Origin of the sequence: Palleniella muris (genome assembly GCF_004792655.1) — a bacterium.
GTDB lineage: Bacteria > Bacteroidota > Bacteroidia > Bacteroidales > Bacteroidaceae > Prevotella > Prevotella muris_A.
The window spans coordinates 188126-206276 of sequence record NZ_SRZC01000003.1 but is presented as its reverse complement, the minus strand read 5'-3'; the positions used below and the strand labels follow the sequence as shown (position 1 = coordinate 206276).

Annotated in this window: 16 protein-coding genes; 12 read left to right on the top strand and 4 right to left on the bottom strand. The window is 42.7% G+C overall.

Translation table 11 applies throughout. From position 1 onward, the window contains the following. The first annotated feature begins 2 nt into the window (after positions 1-2). From carA to E5358_RS03000, 6 genes are all read left to right on the top strand, one after another. Positions 3-1115 (top strand): glutamine-hydrolyzing carbamoyl-phosphate synthase small subunit, encoded by a 1113-nt coding sequence (carA, locus tag E5358_RS03025; RefSeq protein ID WP_135938839.1) that lies wholly within the window; start codon positions 3-5, stop codon positions 1113-1115. A 63-nt stretch (positions 1116-1178) separates the two neighbouring features. Beyond that, on the top strand, positions 1179-4430 hold the full coding sequence (carB, locus tag E5358_RS03020; RefSeq protein ID WP_135938838.1) for a carbamoyl-phosphate synthase (glutamine-hydrolyzing) large subunit: 3252 nt from the start codon (positions 1179-1181) through the stop codon (positions 4428-4430). After that, the gene (gene rpe, locus E5358_RS03015) at positions 4427-5086 is read left to right on the top strand and encodes a ribulose-phosphate 3-epimerase (protein ID WP_135938837.1); all 660 of its coding nucleotides are present in this window, start codon (positions 4427-4429) and stop codon (positions 5084-5086) included. The genes carB and rpe overlap by 4 nt, the downstream gene beginning before the upstream one ends. Before the next feature lie 12 nt (positions 5087-5098). Beyond that, entirely contained in the window at positions 5099-6358 is a 1260-nt protein-coding gene (locus E5358_RS03010; RefSeq protein WP_135938836.1) for an MFS transporter, read from the top strand. Between the two features lie 88 nt (positions 6359-6446). After that, positions 6447-6995 carry a bifunctional nuclease domain-containing protein gene (locus tag E5358_RS03005; protein ID WP_135938852.1) on the top strand — a complete coding sequence of 183 codons (549 nt, stop codon included), beginning with the start codon at positions 6447-6449 and terminating at the stop codon, positions 6993-6995. A gap of 95 nt (positions 6996-7090) precedes the next feature. Then, complete coding sequence (locus E5358_RS03000) at positions 7091-7831, top strand: 16S rRNA (uracil(1498)-N(3))-methyltransferase (protein ID WP_135938835.1); 741 nt, start codon at positions 7091-7093, stop codon at positions 7829-7831. A gap of 406 nt (positions 7832-8237) precedes the next feature. Here E5358_RS03000 and ndk read toward each other — a convergent pair whose 3' ends face one another. From ndk to E5358_RS02985, 3 genes are all read right to left on the bottom strand, one after another. After that, on the bottom strand, positions 8238-8699 hold the full coding sequence (gene ndk / locus E5358_RS02995; RefSeq protein WP_135938834.1) for a nucleoside-diphosphate kinase: 462 nt from the start codon (positions 8697-8699) through the stop codon (positions 8238-8240). A 59-nt stretch (positions 8700-8758) separates the two neighbouring features. Further along, a complete protein-coding gene (locus E5358_RS02990) occupies positions 8759-10069 on the bottom strand; it encodes an MATE family efflux transporter (RefSeq protein WP_135938833.1) in 1311 nt (436 codons plus the stop codon). Positions 10070-10141: 72 nt separating this feature from the next. Continuing rightward, complete coding sequence (locus tag E5358_RS02985; protein WP_135938832.1) at positions 10142-11947, bottom strand: DNA polymerase III subunit gamma/tau; 1806 nt, start codon at positions 11945-11947, stop codon at positions 10142-10144. A gap of 193 nt (positions 11948-12140) precedes the next feature. Here E5358_RS02985 and E5358_RS02980 point away from each other — a divergent pair, with 193 nt between their 5' ends. The 6 genes from E5358_RS02980 to E5358_RS02955 all read left to right on the top strand — a co-directional run bounded on the left by E5358_RS02980 (position 12141) and on the right by E5358_RS02955 (position 17043). Next, the gene (locus E5358_RS02980) at positions 12141-12488 is read left to right on the top strand and encodes an FtsB family cell division protein (RefSeq protein ID WP_135938831.1); all 348 of its coding nucleotides are present in this window, start codon (positions 12141-12143) and stop codon (positions 12486-12488) included. Then, the gene (locus E5358_RS02975; RefSeq protein ID WP_135938830.1) at positions 12481-12915 is read left to right on the top strand and encodes a hypothetical protein; all 435 of its coding nucleotides are present in this window, start codon (positions 12481-12483) and stop codon (positions 12913-12915) included. Before E5358_RS02980 ends, E5358_RS02975 begins: the two co-directional genes overlap by 8 nt. Positions 12916-13034: 119 nt before the next feature. Beyond that, positions 13035-13817, top strand: a complete 783-nt coding sequence (locus E5358_RS02970) for a DUF4369 domain-containing protein (protein ID WP_135938829.1) — start codon at positions 13035-13037, stop codon at positions 13815-13817. Positions 13818-13838: 21 nt separating this feature from the next. Further along, positions 13839-15215, top strand: coding sequence for a dihydroorotase (locus E5358_RS02965; protein WP_135938828.1), 1377 nt, complete (start codon positions 13839-13841; stop codon positions 15213-15215). A gap of 27 nt (positions 15216-15242) precedes the next feature. Further along, complete coding sequence (locus tag E5358_RS02960; protein ID WP_135938827.1) at positions 15243-16133, top strand: RluA family pseudouridine synthase; 891 nt, start codon at positions 15243-15245, stop codon at positions 16131-16133. A 385-nt stretch (positions 16134-16518) separates the two neighbouring features. After that, the gene (locus E5358_RS02955; protein WP_135938826.1) at positions 16519-17043 is read left to right on the top strand and encodes a 30S ribosomal protein S16; all 525 of its coding nucleotides are present in this window, start codon (positions 16519-16521) and stop codon (positions 17041-17043) included. Positions 17044-17336: 293 nt separating this feature from the next. Here E5358_RS02955 and E5358_RS02950 read toward each other — a convergent pair whose 3' ends face one another. After that, positions 17337-18143, bottom strand: a complete 807-nt coding sequence (locus tag E5358_RS02950) for a hypothetical protein (protein WP_135938825.1) — start codon at positions 18141-18143, stop codon at positions 17337-17339. Between the last annotated feature and the right edge of the window lie 8 nt (positions 18144-18151).

The following is an 18151-nucleotide window of genomic DNA, read 5'->3' as shown; positions in this document are numbered from 1 at the left end:
AAATGGAAAATGTAACACTTATCCTTCAAGATGGCACTGAATTTCATGGCAAGTCATTTGGTTATGATAAAACGGTAGCCGGTGAGGTCGTTTTCAATACAGCTATGATGGGTTATCCTGAATCTCTTACGGATCCGTCATATGCAGGTCAGATTGTGGTTCTTACATTCCCTTTGGTAGGAAACTATGGTGTTCCGGCGTTTTCTTTTGAGGATAATGGTATTCCAACCTTCATGGAAAGTGACAAGATCCATGCTGTGGCATTAATCGTATCTGATTATAGTGAGAGCTATAGCCATTGGAATGCCAAAGAGAGTCTCTCCGATTGGCTCAAGCGTGAAAAAGTCCCAGGTATAACAGGCATAGATACTCGTGAACTGACAAAAGTATTGCGTGAACATGGTGTGATGATGGGCAAGATTGTTTTTGACAACCAACCTGGCAATATTCCTGAAGCAGAGTATGAGGGTGTGAACTTTGTTGAGGAGGTTTCGTGCAAGGAGATCATCCGTTATGCAGCTGCGAATGTGACAGAACACAATGAAGCGAAGACTGCTGTGCTTGTAGATTGTGGTGTTAAGGCGAATATCATAAGATGTCTTATCAATCGTGGAGTAAATGTCATAAGAGTTCCTTGGAACTATGATTTTACAGACATGGAATTCGATGGTCTGTTTCTTGCCAATGGTCCTGGTGATCCAGACATGTGTGTTGAGGCTGTTGAGAATATACGTAAGTTCATGGAGTGTGAACGTGAGAAGTCTGATAGTGCTGTGCGCCCAATTATGGGTATATGTATGGGCAACCAATTGCTGGCAAAGGCGGCGGGTGCAACTGTGTATAAATTGAAATATGGGCACCGTTCACATAACCAACCTGTGCGTATGGTTGGAACAGAAACATGCTTTGTCACATCACAAAACCATGGGTATGCTGTTGATTCCAAGACGCTTGGTTCTGATTGGGAACCTTTTTTCGTGAATATGAATGATGGATCTAACGAGGGTATAAGACATAAGAAATATCCTTGGTTTTCTGCCCAATTCCATCCGGAAGCATGCTCAGGTCCGGTTGATGCAGAATTTCTGTTTGACCGATTTGTGGAATTGCTTTAAGGCTCATATCCTTTTGGCATGAACCTGTTTGTGAAAATCTTATAAACTTATTTCATTTAGAACATGGTTGATAAAGATATAAAGAAAGTTTTGCTCCTTGGTTCAGGGGCTTTGAAGATAGGTGAAGCCGGTGAGTTTGACTATTCCGGTTCACAAGCGCTGAAAGCTCTTCGCGAGGAAGGGGTTAAGACTGTGCTGATCAATCCAAATATAGCAACAGTGCAGACCTCAGAAGGTGTCGCAGACCAAATTTATTTCCTTCCGGTGCAGCCGTATTTTGTAGAGCGTGTTATTGAGAAGGAACGTCCTGATGGCATACTTCTTGCATTTGGAGGACAGACGGCCCTTAATTGCGGTGTGGAACTGTACAAGAACGGTGTGCTTGAGAAATACAATGTCCGAGTCTTAGGTACTCCAGTGCAAGCGATTATTGATACAGAAGACCGTGAACTTTTTGTGAAAAAACTTGACGAGATAAATGTCAAGACAATCAAATCTCAGGCTTGTGACAATATAGAGGATGCCCGCAAGGCGGCTTCGGAACTTGGCTATCCGGTCATAATCAGAGCTGCATATGCCCTTGGAGGATTAGGTTCAGGTTTCTGTGATAATGAAGAGGAACTTAACACTCTTGCTGAAAAAGCATTCTCTTTCTCACCACAGGTTCTTGTGGAAAAATCTTTGAAAGGGTGGAAGGAAATAGAATATGAGGTAGTGCGTGACAGATACAATAACTGTATAACAGTCTGCAACATGGAAAACTTTGACCCATTAGGTATACATACCGGAGAGTCAATAGTCATAGCACCATCTCAGACACTTACAAATTCAGAATACCATAAACTGCGTGCCCTTGCCATAAAGATAATCCGTCATATAGGAATTGTTGGTGAATGTAACGTACAGTATGCTTTTGACCCTCAGTCGGAGGATTACCGCGTCATTGAAGTGAATGCACGCTTGTCACGTTCTTCTGCTCTTGCCTCAAAAGCTACAGGCTATCCGCTTGCATTTGTTGCAGCAAAACTTGGTATGGGATACGGGCTTTTTGAACTGAAGAATTCGGTCACAAAGACAACGTCTGCATTTTTTGAACCTGCATTGGATTATGTTGTGTGTAAAATCCCGCGCTGGGACCTTTCCAAGTTTCGTGGTGTAAACAAAGAGCTTGGCTCTTCGATGAAGTCAGTCGGAGAGGTTATGGCTATTGGTCGTAACTTTGAGGAGGCTATACAGAAAGGCTTGCGTATGATAGGGCAGTCCATGCATGGGTTTGTGGAGAATAAAGAACTTGAGGTTGCAGATGTTGAGACAGCTTTGAAAGAGCCTACCGACAAGCGTATTTTTGTCATCGCAAAGGCTATGCAGCGTAAGATTTACAACGTTGAGCAGATTCATGAAATAACGAAGATTGACAGATGGTTCCTTGAGAAACTTCAGCATATAGTGGACATTGATACGCAATTACGCAATTGCACTTCTGTTAATGTGCTTGATAAGGAATTGGTGCTTACTGCAAAAGTTTATGGATTTACTGATTTCCAAATTGCCCGTGCAGTTGGGCTTGAAAAGGAAATGGGCAATATGCATAAAGCGCTTCTTACTGTGCGTGCTCTCCGCAAATCATACAATATCTTGCCTGTTGTGAAACAGATAGATACCCTTGCCGCAGAATATCCGGCACATACAAATTATTTGTATATGACATATTCCGGCACAGGAAGTACAGCAAAACCTGCACATGATATCAAGTTCGAGAAAGACAATAAAACTGTGATAGTGCTTGGCTCTGGCGCTTATCGTATCGGGTCTTCTGTTGAGTTTGACTGGTGTGGCGTACAGGCACTCAATACTATACGTAAAAGCGGATATCGCTCTGTTATGATAAATTATAATCCAGAGACAGTATCCACTGATTATGATATGTGTGACCGTCTTTATTTTGACGAACTGACATTTGAGCGTGTTATGGATATCATCGAGTTGGAGTCTCCTCATGGTGTGGTTGTTTCAACTGGTGGTCAGATTCCTAACAACCTTGCCATGAAACTCGATAAGGAGAATGTGCCTATTCTTGGAACTTCCGCTAAGGATATTGACAATTGTGAGGACCGTGCACAATTCTCGTCAATGCTTTCGAGAATAGGTGTTGACCAACCTGAATGGTCAGCATTGACTAGTATGGACGACATCAATGACTTTATTGATAGGGTAGGTTTCCCTGTTCTTGTCCGTCCATCCTATGTGCTTTCCGGAGCAGCGATGAATGTTTGTTCCAATCGTGAGGAGTTGGAGCGTTTCCTTCAGCTTGCCGCGAATGTATCTGCGGAACATCCGGTGGTTGTATCCAAGTTTATCGAGCATGCCAAGGAAATTGATTTTGACGGTGTTGCAAAGGATGGTGAGATAATAGCTTATGCCATTTCTGAGCATGTGGAGTTTGCCGGAGTGCATTCAGGTGATGCAACTTTGCAGTTTCCTCCACAGAAACTTTATGTTGAAACCATGCGTCGCATAAAGCGTATAACGAAGCAAATTGCACGCGAATTGCATATCTCCGGTCCTTTCAACTGCCAGTATATGGCGAAAGACAATGATATTCTTGTAATAGAAACCAATCTTCGTGCCAGTCGCTCGTTCCCATTCGTTTCCAAAGTCTTGAAACTTAATTTTATAGACCTTGCTACGAAAGTGATGCTTAATGTTCCGTTTGATATGCCGGACAAGAATCTGTTTGACCTTGATTATGTAGGCATAAAGTCAAGCCAATTCTCCTTTAACCGTTTGCAAGGTTCTGACCCTGTGCTTGGTGTGGACATGGCGTCAACGGGAGAGGTTGGCTGTATAGGGGACGATACTTCATGTGCCCTTTTGAAGGCTATGCTTTCAGTGGGTCACCGTATTCCAAAGAAGACTGTTCTGCTTTCAACAGGTGCCACAAAGCAGAAGGCTGAAATGCTTGATGCTGCACATGAACTTATAAAGAATGGTTATGTGCTTTACGCTACCGGTGGCACGCACAGGTTCCTTTGTGAGAATGGTGTGGAAAATGTTGAAGTGTTCTGGCCGTCTGATGAGGGAAAATATCCGCAGGCACTTGAAATGCTTCATGAGAAGAAAATAGACATGGTGGTCAACATACCAAAGAACCATACAGCTCGTGAGCTGGACAATGGATACAAGATTCGCCGTGCGGCAATAGACTTGAATATCCCACTGATTACTAATTCTCGGCTTGCAAGTGCGTTCATACACGCTTTCTGCACTATGCCAATAGAAAACATTGCAATAAAATCTTGGTCAGAATATAAATAATGGCAATAGTTTCACCTTCGCTGCTGGCAGCGGATTTCCTTCATTTGGAGAAGGATATAGAGATGATAAACAAAAGTGGGGCAGATTGGCTTCATTTGGATATTATGGATGGAATGTTTGTGCCGAACATTTCGTTCGGGTTCAGCGTGCTTGATGCCATAGCAAAGGTTCTCGATAAGCCAATGGATGTGCATTACATGACAATGCGTCCGGAAGATTACATTGAAAGAACCGCAAAACTTGGCGCAAAATCCATGAATGTTCATATTGAGGCTTGTGGTGAAAGGCTGCCGGATATAATCCGGCGCATCCATACTGCAGGAATGAAAGCTGCCGTTACCATCAGTCCGGACACTCCGGTTGAGGCTGTCCGTCCATACATAAACGATGTTGAGATGGTTCTCGTAATGAGTGTTTATCCCGGTTTTGGCGGACAGAAATTCATCGAAGCCACCATAGGACGCATTCATGCCCTGCGGAACATGATTTCGGAATGTGGCAGCAAAGCCTTGATTGAAGTCGATGGAGGTGTTGGTGCTTCAACAGCCCCACGCCTTGTCAAAGCAGGTTGTGATGCACTTGTATCCGGTTCATATATATTCAAGGCAGATAATCCAATAGAGGTGATTGATTCACTGAAACAGCTAACCTTATAATCTTAAACAACTATGAACATAAAAGTTCGTCTGACTATCATGAACTTCCTGGAGTTTGCTGTCTGGGGAGCGTATCTTACATGTATGAACAATTATCTTGCGAATGCAGGTTTTGGTTCTATAATCGGATGGTTCTATTCCATTCAGGGAGTTGTGAGTATTTTTATGCCAGGCATAATGGGCATTGTCGCTGACCGTTGGATACAGGCACAGCGGCTTCTCTCCTTGTGTCATCTTGTCGCCGGAGCTTTCATGGCAGGCGCTGGATTCTACGGAATGTCTGATAACTGTGACATAAGCGTACTTTTCACCTTGTATGCAATCAGTGTTGCTTTTTACATGCCTACACTGGCATTGTCCAACTCTGTAGCTTTCAATGCCTTGACAAAAGCCGGATTGGATACCGTGAAAGATTTCCCGCCAATCCGCATTTTTGGAACAATCGGCTTTATCTGTACTATGTGGCTTGTGGACATTTGTGGTTATCAGTCAACAAGCCAGCAGTTTATAGTGTCGGGTGCTCTTAGCCTCATTCTTGCAGTCTATGCACTTACTCTTCCGGCATCACCAGTAAAAGCAGCTTGTGCGACATCAGGCAATTCTGAAACTATTGTCCAGAAACTCGGTTTGGACGCCATACAGCTTTTCAAGAAGAAGGAAATGGCCATATTCTTCATCTTCTCAATGTTCCTTGGAGTAAGTCTGCAAATCACAAATGGCTATGCCAACACTTACATATCATCATTCAAAGACATTGCGGAGTATGCTGATACATTCGGTGCACAGCATGCGAATATCCTCATTTCCATTTCCCAAATCAGTGAGACATGCTGCATCCTTCTGATTCCCTTCTTCTTGAAGCGTTTCGGAATAAAGAGTGTAATGATGATTGCAATGGGAGCATGGGTGCTTCGCTTCGGACTTTTTGGCACAGGCAATCCCGGAACCGGTGTATGGATGTTTGTGCTCAGTTGTATTGTCTATGGTGTTGCATTTGATTTCTTTAATATCTCCGGAGCATTGTTCGTGGACAAGACTACAGATTCCAATATTCGCTCTTCCGCACAGGGACTGTTCATGATTATGACAAACGGACTTGGAGCCACAATAGGAACTCTTTCCGCACAAGCCGTCGTAAACAATTATGTGTTCTATCAGCCGGAGAGTCTCCAGCTTGAAGGATGGCGCACTTGCTGGTTCATCTTTGCGGGCTACGCTCTTTTGGTTCTCGTCATGTTTGCAATAATCTTCCACCCAAAGAAAATAAACTAATGAAAAAAATACGAAAGCAGGGGGATGAACAGAATCTCCCTGCTTTCATTATTTAATGTTACGTTAATAAAACAAATTCATCTTCTTTATGCAGGAAAAAGTAGAGTTGAAGGTTCACAGTGTTTCCGAGATTGTCGGCAATCCTGAAGTTGGCATTGTCGTACTGACAGATAAGGAGGAAATCATGCAGATTGCCATTGTTTGCGACAAGGCGATGAAAGAATCCCTTCACATGCATATATCAAAGCAGAAAGTGTGCAACACAATGCTTCCTGATGTTTTGGCAAATATACTTCTTAATCAAGTAGGTTACAAATGCGAACTTGTAATCAACGACATAGTTGACGGTGTTTACAAAGCGATGATTATTAACACGGAGACCTCCCAGCCGTTGTCTCTTCGTGCTTCGGATGCAATCCTTATGCATGTCATAACCCGAGTTCCGCTCTACGCCACTCTGCAGTTGATGAAGCGCCAGGCAGTCCCTGCCACAACTGGAGGCATCTCAATGGCACTTCCCTACAATGCCTTGTCGGACAAGATGCTGCAGGATGCGATGCAAAGTGCTGTAGAGCAGGAAAAGTATGAGATGGCTTCCGCGATTCGAGACGAGCTGAAGAGGAGAGGGAAACTTTAGCCTGTCGACTCTTTGTTATGGAAAAACTTTTCCTCATAGACTGTTTTTATATAAACTATGGGCATATACCTTCAAACTAATAATTCATTCATTAAATGAAAGAAGTCCGCTTTTTTTACGCTCCTGAGGCGACAATAACCGAAGAACTGCCACAGGACGAGGCAACACATGCCATTCGTGTCTTGCGTCTTCAGTCAGGGGACGAGATATTCTTTATGGATGGCAAGGGCGCATTCCACCGTGCAGAGATAACACTTGTAACGAACAAGAAGTGTATGTACCGTATTGTAGAGACCATGCAACAAGAACCAACTTGGCGTGGACACATACATCTTGCCATAGCCCCTACAAAGATGATGGACAGGGTTGAGTGGATGGTTGAGAAAGCAACAGAGATAGGTTTTGATGAGATTTCGTTCCTCAATTGTCGTTTCTCAGAACGAACAAAAATCCGTACAGACAGGATTGAGAAAATAGTCGTGTCGGCTGTTAAACAGAGTCATAAAGCCTGGAAACCTATAGTCAATGAGATGCTGGATTTCAAGAACTTTATCTGTCAGCCACGTGAAGGGCGTAAATTCATCTGCCATTGCTATGAAGAAGTTTCAAAGGAGGATTTTTTCAGTTTGATAAGTTCTGTTTCACAAGAGGAATCTTTGCATGAAAGTGACGATATAACCGTACTTGTCGGACCGGAAGGTGACTTCAGCATAGATGAAGTCCGCATGGCGTTGGACAACGGCTATGAGTCTGTCACACTCGGCAAGAGCCGTTTGCGTACAGAAACTGCCGGCCTTCAGGCTGTATCCATGTCCAATCTTGCAAGAAGGATTTGAGCCAATAGGGTAGTGTAACATCGGTTCGGAATAAAATGTGTTCCACGACAGTTCCTTGGTTGTCATAAGCCAGAAAGGAACCTGATATTACATGAAATTCGGAAGATAATGAGTGACATAATAAAAGGTTATCTTCTGCATTGTAAAAGGTAACGCTTGATTTAATGAAAGGTAACACTTTGCACGGCAAAGTGTTACCTTTCATTGTATATATAATATTTTAACATCTGTTGTGTTTTGTGTTTATTAAAAACAACAGGATGTGTGACAATTTGCAATTAGTTGTCCAATTATGATTGCAGATTGGCAAACCATAAAATCTCCGGCTTTGAAAGGGGCTTTCTTGTCACAAATTTGCTCAGATTATAATGGAATAAAGGTGGATTTTTTGTACACCTATAGCCTATTACACTTCATCTGAAGCGTATATGAAAGCATTTGATACAGATTTATAGTCGAAGATTTCTTCGTCCTTGAAGAACCGTTTTAATTCAATTGCAGCATTCTCAAGTGAGTCACTTGTATGCACGATGTTTTCTTGTGACGACATGGAGAAGTCTCCGCGTATTGTTCCCGGGAGTGCTTTGCGTCCGTTGGTTGTGCCTGCCATCTGCCTTACGACATCAACGGCTCCTACACCTTCAAAACAGCAGACAATAACAGGTGTTGCCATCATGGCGTCCTTCAACAGTTGGAAGAAAGGGCGTTCGGCAAGGTGGGCATAGTGCTCACTGAGAACATCGTCTGTCAGTTGGCACATTTTCATTCCTGCCAAACGCAGACCTTTTTGTTCGAATCTTTTTGTCACTTCACCGACAAGTCCACGCTGTAGGCATGACGGTTTGAGGATTACTAATGTTTTTTCCATTTTGTGTTTAGTTAATAGGATGTTGGATTATACTATGTATTCTTACAGACATACAATGTCTATACTGTTGAGCGGAATACTTTTTTTCTTGTTGCTGTCAAGATTGCTCCACGGATAAAAAGGTAGCAGTTGAATGCTGCCCACAGTCCGTGATTTTTCAAAGTAGGGTAGAGTATGTAGTTGAGAGACAGAAACATCGCCATTCCTATAGCTGTGGACAGCAGCATGTAGCGTGTGGCAGCAGCACCAATGTAGATGCCGTCCCAGATGAACGCCGCCATGCCACATATTGGGAACAGGAGAATCCACAGCCTGTAGTCCATTGCGGAGTTGCGCACATCGGCATCATCTGTCAGCATACTGATGAACCATTGTCCTCCGATAAGGTATGTCAATGTGAATGCAGCAATCATTATGCCTCCCCAAATGAACAGATTGCGTACAACAAGGTTGTAGCTTTTTCTGTCCTGTGCCCCTATGGTCTTGCCGGCAAGAGCTTCTCCTGCAAATGCGAAGCCGTCCATGAAATAGCTGTATAGTGTGAACAGCTGCATGAGGATTGTGTTGACGGCAAGTGCCGTATCACCGAGTCGTGAGCCTGCCGCAATGAATGTGAAATGCACAGTGATAAGGCAGATTGTCCTGAGGAATATATCTTTATTTATTGAGAAAAATATGGATAAATCGTTTCTGGAAATCAATTTTATGGCATCTGTAAGCCGGCAAGTGTTGGAGAAAAGAATATTCTGATATTGCTTTTTTAGCATGAAGAGAGCCATGACAAAGCCGCCCCATTGCGCTGTCACGGTCCCTAAAGCTATTCCTTCGACTTTCATTCCGAGTCCATAGACAAGGGAAAGGCTGATGACGATGTTCAAAATGTTCTGTGCTATGGCTACGAACATCGGTGTGCGGGAATTCTGCATTCCTATAAGCCAGCCGTTGATAGCGAACAATCCCAATGATGCTGGCGCTCCAAATATACCTATATTGAAGTATATGCGTGCAAAATCACCAACCTCTGCTGATGGAGCGATAAAGAATAAAGCTGTCTCTCTGACAACAGCTGCCAGTGCTATAAGTATGATGGATATCAACAATGCAATTCCAAGACTGCACAAAAGGTGTTTCCTTATCTCCTGAAAGTCTTTCCTGCCATAGGCTTGCGCAGTCATGCCGCTTGTTCCCATTCGCAGGAAAGCAAACATCCAATATATGATATTGAACAGTGTTCCTCCGACAGCGATAGCCCCAATGTACGCAGGCGAGCCGAGATGTCCTGTGATTGCGACATCTATCAGTCCGAGCAGTGGTACTGTTATGTTGGAGATTATGCTGGGGAGGGCAATGTCGAGGATTTGTCTGTTCATGGCGAAAGGATGTGAGCCGGAAAATTCTATGCAGGAATGTGAGGGGAGGTCCAACCGGCAATGTGCATATTGCTACATGAGTTCGAGACCAAGTTCCTTGACAAGGAAATTGAACGATGGCAGTTGGCTCTTGAATTTCGCAAATAGTTCCGGCGGTGTGAGGATTTTCTTTAGTTCCGTGTTCTCAGCCAGACGGTAGGATATGTTTATCTCGGAATTTGCAAGTTCTTTTGCCAGTGTTGCCCAAATCCTTGTATGGATTTGCTTCAGTTGGTCAAGTAGGATACTGTTTGTAACGACTATTTCCACATTCGGAAAGTCCGTGATGTGTGGTTCAAGGTTCCGCATGCTTGTTGCAAGCCCGATGTATTCGCGTTTCTGTGCCATGCGGTTGCACATAGCCATCCATTGCAATGCAAGTTCGTCATTGTTGAAAACTTTTGCTTTGCCGTTGTCTATAACCTTTGTTTCTACGTTGGCGGCTTGTACATTGTCCTTTTTGGTAAGAGAACTGAATGTTCCGCCAAGCGCACCGAGTTTCATTTTTGGCATACCGGTAGCGGTCTTTGCCATATCATGATGCTTGTTCTCTGAGACTGCTGTTCCGGCATTTGTTGCAGATACGGTTACTCCGCTTCCTTGCTGTGCTGTCTGCTCTGCGTTCTGCGAGGAAGTCACAGCCCCGGCCACCTGCTCTGCCGGTTTAGGCTGTTTGGGAGTGATGTTCTTAAACAGGGATTTCAATCTTCGCCCCAGACGGGGCGCACCGTCGCTGCTGTCTGCCGGTTGTGTTATCTGGGCGACTTCTATGAGTGTAAGTTCGACGAGAAGTCGCTTGTTGCTGCTTTGGCGGTAGTTAAGGTCGCAGCGCGTAAGTATCTGCAGAGCCTTGTAGAGGAACATGGCTGAGCATTTTTGCGCTTGCTCCTGATAACGCTGTGCATAACGTTTGCTTGTCTCAAGGAGCGGGATGGTCTGTGCATCCTTTGACATCATCACGTTGCGTATGTGTTCGGCAAGTCCGCTGACAATGTTTCCGCCATCCATACCGTCGGAAAGCATTCTGTTGAGCAATACCATTGTCTCCGCACATTTGTTTTGGAGTGCAAGGTCTACAATTTGGAAATAGTTTTCTATATCCAGGAGGTTAAGGTCTTTGACAACTTTTTCCAATGTTATGTCTCCCTGACAGAATGATGCTGCCTGGTCAAAGATGGAAAGAGCGTCGCGCATTCCGCCGTCCGCTTTTTCTGCAATGACTTCTAAAGCCTCCTCCTCATAGGTATATCCTTCCCTTTCGGCAACCATTTTCAGATGATTGACAGTGTTTGGTACTGTCATTCTGTCGAAGTCATAAATCTGGCAGCGCGATAGGATTGTCGGGAGAAGTTTGTTCTTCTCTGTCGTTGCAAGGATGAATATAACGTAAGATGGCGGTTCCTCAAGTGTCTTTAGGAATGCGTTGAATGCCTGTGTGGAAAGCATATGGACCTCATCGATGATGAAGACTTTGTATCTGCCAACTTGTGGTGGAATGCGTGTCTGCTCCATCAGTTGCTTAATGTTCTCGACAGAATTGTTTGATGCAGCGTCAAGTTCGAAGATGTTGTAGGAGCGTTGCTCTGCAAAAGCCTTGCAACTCTCACACTCTCCACAAGCTTCACCGTCGGCAGAAGGGTTCTCACAATTGATGGTTTTTGCGAAAATGCGTGCACATGTTGTTTTTCCCACACCACGTGGACCGCAGAAAAGAAATGCGTGTGCAAGTTTTCCAGACTTGATAGCGTTTTTCAGCGTGGTAGTCAGAGCTTCCTGTCCTACGACAGATGCGAAGGACATGGGGCGGTATTTGCGTGCTGAAACTTGGTATTCCATAATTCAGTTGTCGGTTATTGTTATTTTTCGCAAAGTTACGAAAAATGGATGAGATATTAAATAAGGTATTTGATAAATTAAGAAATTATAAGGAACAGGTGATTTTACAAACAAATCTTAATTATTGCGCTTGGTGGTGGAAAAGTACAGGAAATTTGCGTACTTTTGCAAAGATGATTTTTTGTAATGTGTTTTCATGAATAGAGCGGCGATACATAGCATCCTTTCACGATATAAATATCTGATAACTTTCGTTATTGGCACCATTGTCGTCGGTTTTGCGGATTCCAACAGCCTCTATCATCGTGTATTGCTCCAATATGAGATTTTGGATTTGCAGTCAGAGATAGAAAAATACACCAAGATTTACGAGAAAGACAAAAGCCAGCTACGTGACCTTGAGCGTAATCCAAGAAACATAGAGCGCATAGCTCGTGAACGTTATTTTATGAAGACAGACAACGAGGATATCTTTGTGCTCAGTACAGATCCGCGTTATATCAACGATTTCCAAACGAATAAAAGTGAAGAAGAAAATGAATAAATCAAATGGTATAGTTATGCTCATCGGTGGGCTTCTGATGGTAATAAGTACAGGTCTTCTCGTGGCTTCAATGCTAATGTCGGGACATGATTGGGCTTCTGTTGCTGCGAAAATTGTACCATGGACATATATAATAGGTTCTGTTGCGTATGTTGTAGCACAGCGTAGGGATGCTACTGATAACGGAACATTGACACTCAGACGGTTGTATTCTATCCAGCTTGTTTCCGGAATTTGTTTTGTTTTAGCCGGTCTGTTGATGGTTGAAAATGTTTATCATTTCCTGCGTCCACTCATTGCCAGCAGTATTGACGGTTATTTCACATATATCCAGTTTGTTCACAACAATTGGGTTGTGCTGCTTCTTGTTGGTGCAATATTGCAGATGTATACGACTCACAGAATAACGTCAGAGATGAAAAAATAGTCTTAAAAACCTATAAAACATGGTGGGAGAAAATTAAATTGAATAAATTTTTTTTCATTCTTGAATATATCATAGTACCTTTGCAACGCAAAAGCACTTATATTTTTTACCTTAATTCGATGAATAAAATACTATACACCATACTGACAGTTTTGACTTGTACTTCCTGCGCTAAGACGTTTGAGGTGCAGGGAACTTCTAACATATCTACACTTGATGGTCAGATGCTGTATTTGAAAGCTATCAAGAACGGTGAACTGAAGAATATTGACTCTTGTGAGGTTGTACATGGACAGTTCAAGTTCTCTGGCTCAACAGATTCAGTATATATGGCAACTATATTTATGGATAACGAAAGTGTCATGCCTATAGTTCTGGAGGAAGGTAAAATATCCATTCAGCTTAATAATACAAAGCAGAACTGTACAGGCACTGCGCTTAATGACAAACTGTCACATTTTATAGACAACTACAATAGACTGCAAAGTCAGTATAACGACCTTTCACATCGTGAGAACCAAGCGATTATGGATGGTGCAGATATGAATGATGTCTATAAGAATCTTACTGCTGATGCTGAGCGTATAGCTGTAGCGCAGGATAAGTTGATAACAGGATTTATATGTGATAATTTTGACAATATCCTCGGTCCTGGCGTGTTTATGATGATTACGTCTGTATATGAGTATCCGGAGTTGACCCCATGGATAGAAGACATAATGAGTAAAGCGACAGATACGTTCAAGACTGACAGCTATGTGAAGGATTATATGGACGCTGCACAGCGTAACCAGAATATAATGAACGGTATGGAAACTCCGGCTCCTCAGCCACAAGCTCCTATAAGTTCAACTGAATCCATGCCGCCGACTCCGGCTGATATGGCAACTCCGGTAGAGTAGGACTATTAATAAGAAATAACATTGAGAACACTTATAAAGAATGGCACTGTTGTCAATGAAGGACAGTCTTTTGCTGGCAACATTATTATAGAGAATGACAGGATAAAGTCTGTTCTGCCGTTGGAAAATACTCCCCGTGGTGTTTATGATAAGGAAATAGACGCCACGGGGTGTTTTGTTATTCCAGGAGTGATAGACACTCATGTGCACTTCAGAGAGCCTGGACTTACCCACAAGGCTGACATTGAAAGTGAAAGCCGCGCTGCTGCTTACGGGGGAGTGACGACATATTTCGATATGCCTAACACTCAACCTCAAACAACAACTCTGGAGGCTTTGGAGGAAAAGTTCCGTATTGCAGAGGGGCAGAGTCATGTCAATTACAGTTTCTTTTTCGGTGCAACGAATGATAATGTAGAATTGTTTTCCGGTCTTGACCGCCACCGCATTCCTGGGATAAAGCTATTTATGGGTAGTTCCACAGGAAACATGCTTGTAGATAGTGGAAAATCATTGGAAAATATATTCAGAGTGTCAAAAGAGCTGTCCCTGCCATTGATGGCACACTGCGAGGATACTGACATCATAAACTCCAATATGGAGAAAGCCAAAGTACAATATGGTGAAGACCCGCATGTTACATTACATCCTGTCATACGCTCAAAAGAAGCATGTATTGTGTCTGCGACAAAAGGGTTGGAACTCGCAAAAAAATATGGTACACATTTTCATTTGGCTCACGTCTCAACACAAGAGGAACTTGCTCTTGTGAGTGAACTTAATGCCAACTATGTATGTGAAGGAACTCATGACAGCAGTCTTCCACAAATAACATGCGAAGCAACAGTAAGCCATTTGATGTTCTGTGATAAGGATTACGAAACCTTGGGAACACGTATAAAATGTAACCCTGCAATAAAAGGGTTTGCTGATAGGGAAGCATTGCGTAAAGGACTTTCCAATGGAACTGTATTTACCATAGGAACTGACCATGCTCCACATACTCTTGAGGAAAAGAAAGGAGGTGCAGCAAGAGCAATGTCTGGAATGCCAATGTTGCAGTTTTCTTTGGTGACAATGTTGTCGCTTGTTGATGAGGGAGTGTTGTCAATAGAACGTATGGTAGAGTTGATGTGCCATAATCCGGCACGGCTATTCTGTATTCGGGACCGTGGCTTCCTTCGTGAGAACTATAAGGCGGACATAGCCATTGTTTCAAAGAATGTGCCGGAATGGACACTTTCTGCTGCTGATGTGCAAAGCAAATGTCATTGGAGTCCGTTGGAGGGAAAGACTTTCAGTTGGCGTGTAATCCACACATTATGCAATGGTAATCATATTTTTGCTGACGGTGTGTTTGATGAAGAATCGCATGGTGAGGAGGTTCTTTTCCGTTAGTCGTATAATAGTTTTAATAAAGAGAATATGAAACATTACTATAACAACACCCCACAGGATTATTCTTATATTCAGGTCGAGTATGAAGCTCCATTACTTGAGTATCTCTTGAAAAACGTGAAAATGTCACGCAATAAGATAAAGGATACTTTGCAGGGGAGGGGAATAAAAGTTGGCGGCAAGACTGTCACTCAGTTCGACTATCCATTAAAGCGTGGAATGAAACTCGCTATCTCAAAGTCAAAGCGTAATGACACATTCAAGTCAAAGTGGGTTAAAATAGTCTATGAAGACCGCTATCTTATTGTTGTGGAGAAAATGCCTGGAATACTTTCCATGGCAGGTGCACACACAACACTTAATGTCAAAACTGTCCTTGATGAATATTTCTGCAAAACCAGACAAAAGTGTCGTGCGCATACTGTCCACCGCCTTGACCGTGATACAAGTGGATTGATGGTCTATGCAAAAGATATGGAAACTGAGCAGATACTTGAGCACAATTGGCATGATATAGTATTTGACCGTAGATATGTTGCTGTGGTGTCCGGTGAGATGGAGGAGGACCAAGGTACTGTTGCAAACTGGCTGAAGGATAACAAAGCATACGTGACTTACAGTTCTCCTGTAGACAATGGTGGAAAATATGCTGTGACACATTATAAGACTTTAGCACGCACAACTGAGCATTCGCTTGTAGAATATAAATTGGAAACAGGACGCAAAAACCAGATTCGTGTGCATACAGCCGACCTTGGGCATCCTGTATGTGGAGATGTGAAGTATGGCAATGGGGATGACCCATTGCACCGCCTGTGCCTACATGCATATATGCTGTGCTTCTATCATCCTGTCACACGCGAACCAATGGAATTTTCAACCCCGATACCTTCCACTTTCCGTAGACTTTTCAAGTAACTACTGACATTCTGTTTTATAAATATGAATCTACAGTCTGCAGGAACAAGCAAAACCACAAATCAAATAATATAACATGGAAAATTTAACATATTATGCCCTCTGCATTGTAGCCTTTATTATTGGAGTATGGCTTCTGAAAAGATGTGTTGGATGCCTGATACGCACAATCATAACAATCATTATTCTTGCAGGGTTGGCATATATTTATTTCAATTTTTACTCATAAAACTGCAAAAAAACATTAAATATGCTGTTACAGTAAATGATATGTAGTGTTAATTCGCTAAAAATGAGTAACTTTGCATTCACTTTCACGTGTTGGAAGCATATTATCTAATTATTAACCGCGGCACGTGTGCCGCACAAAACAATTATTTAACTCATGGCAACAAAAATTCGCCTCCAGCGTGGTGGTCGTAAGGGCTACGCATTCTACAGTGTTGTAATCGCAGATTCACGTGCTCCACGTGACGGTCGTTTCATCGAGAAGCTTGGAACTTACAACCCAAACACAAACCCTGCAACTGTTGACATCAATTTCGAGCGTGCTCTCCACTGGGTAGAGTGTGGTGCTCAGCCAACAGACACAGTACGCAACATCCTCAGCAAAGAGGGCGTTTATCTTATGAAGCACCTCAAAGGTGGTGTGAAGAAAGGCGCATTCGATGAAGCTGCTGTTCAGCAGAAGTTTGACGCTTGGAAGCAGGCTAAAGTAAACGGTGTTGATGCAGCAAAGGCTGCTATTGCAAAAGCAAAGGAAGCAGCAAAGGCAACACAGCTTGCAGCAGAGAAGGTACAGAATGAAGCAAAGGCTAAGGCTGTAGCAGAAAAGAAGGCTGCTGCTGTTGCTGCACAGGCTGAGGCTGCAGCAGAAGAGACAGAGACAACTGAAGCTGCTGAGGCTTAATCTCTCTCTTCTTCTCCAAAACCAAAAGAAATCTTTTGTCAGGAAATGCTTTTGCAATTTCTCTGCAAGAAACTTAAATCCGCACATATCCATTGGGAAATGGAATATGTGCGGATTTCTTGTTTGATTGTAGTTCTGCCTATTAAGGATTGTGTGAATGTTCGTATGGATTCTGACATTTTAGTTTATCCATTTCTGTCCCATACAGCAAACTTTCCATAATAAGCACAATGGAATTGTGACAAGCACAAGAGGGATTCAGATAGGGAGGCGTGATATTCGTTTTGGACAGTTTAGAAATAGACATTCCTCTGATTCCAATTATTCAGCACATTCTCTGCTTTACTTTTTATTTCAGGACTACCATACGCTATTGCTTTATTCAAATACTCTTTCGCTTTTGTTTGAGCAGATTTGCGATTTCTGAATTTGTACTTGCATCCTTTACGCCAGAAAGTCATAAGTGCAATACGGTAAGCGGCATTTCCATCTGTTGGTGCTCTGCTTACCAATTGTTCATAATAATCATACGCTAAATCATAATTAGCTTTTGAATAAGAATAGGCGGTACGGGCTCTTAATTGGTCTATGGTTAACTGAGTACGCTTTACTGGTGGAACATTATTTTGGCAAAAATATGCCATACACTCATAGTGATTCCCAACACGATGGATATTATCAATACGAACTACGTCTGCGTCTGTAATTTCAATCTGCGAATAAGTTCTGTTCTCGCGAAGATTTATCAAATACCGTTTTTGCATAATTCGTGATTTTGTGGAACGATACTTGCTTGATATTTCCATACGTACTGCGCTCTTTATCACGTCCCTACACAAGTCTTCATCAGATACTTCATAGTTTTCACCTTCTCCAATGAACAATTTTAGAGCTAAAGTGTAAGCGTTATCTTTCACTGCGCGACTTGTTGACAATTTGTCACTTAGTTGTTTGAGGTAATACTGGTATTCATCAACTTTGTTCTTTACACGTGTCTGAAGAAGTTCTTTTTCTTCAGCTGTTAACTGCTGGGCATAGCTTGGGAGGTAGAAGTGTAATGCTGATAATACAACTACAATTTTTAATATTAAGGTATTCATAAGTTATT

Bases quoted from the DNA above. Each gene is read 5' to 3' on its own strand.
- carA (WP_135938839.1), top strand. From the start codon at position 3: ATGGAAAATGTAACACTTATCCTTCAAGATGGCACTGAATTTCATGGC.
- carB (WP_135938838.1), top strand. From the start codon at position 1,179: ATGGTTGATAAAGATATAAAGAAAGTTTTGCTCCTTGGTTCAGGGGCT.
- E5358_RS03010 (WP_135938836.1), top strand. From the start codon at position 5,099: ATGAACATAAAAGTTCGTCTGACTATCATGAACTTCCTGGAGTTTGCT.
- E5358_RS03005 (WP_135938852.1), top strand. From the start codon at position 6,447: ATGCAGGAAAAAGTAGAGTTGAAGGTTCACAGTGTTTCCGAGATTGTC.
- E5358_RS03000 (WP_135938835.1), top strand. From the start codon at position 7,091: ATGAAAGAAGTCCGCTTTTTTTACGCTCCTGAGGCGACAATAACCGAA.
- ndk (WP_135938834.1), bottom strand. From the start codon at position 8,699: ATGGAAAAAACATTAGTAATCCTCAAACCGTCATGCCTACAGCGTGGA.
- E5358_RS02990 (WP_135938833.1), bottom strand. From the start codon at position 10,069: ATGAACAGACAAATCCTCGACATTGCCCTCCCCAGCATAATCTCCAAC.
- E5358_RS02980 (WP_135938831.1), top strand. From the start codon at position 12,141: ATGAATAGAGCGGCGATACATAGCATCCTTTCACGATATAAATATCTG.
- E5358_RS02975 (WP_135938830.1), top strand. From the start codon at position 12,481: ATGAATAAATCAAATGGTATAGTTATGCTCATCGGTGGGCTTCTGATG.
- E5358_RS02970 (WP_135938829.1), top strand. From the start codon at position 13,035: ATGAATAAAATACTATACACCATACTGACAGTTTTGACTTGTACTTCC.
- E5358_RS02960 (WP_135938827.1), top strand. From the start codon at position 15,243: ATGAAACATTACTATAACAACACCCCACAGGATTATTCTTATATTCAG.
- E5358_RS02955 (WP_135938826.1), top strand. From the start codon at position 16,519: ATGGCAACAAAAATTCGCCTCCAGCGTGGTGGTCGTAAGGGCTACGCA.
- E5358_RS02950 (WP_135938825.1), bottom strand. From the start codon at position 18,143: ATGAATACCTTAATATTAAAAATTGTAGTTGTATTATCAGCATTACAC.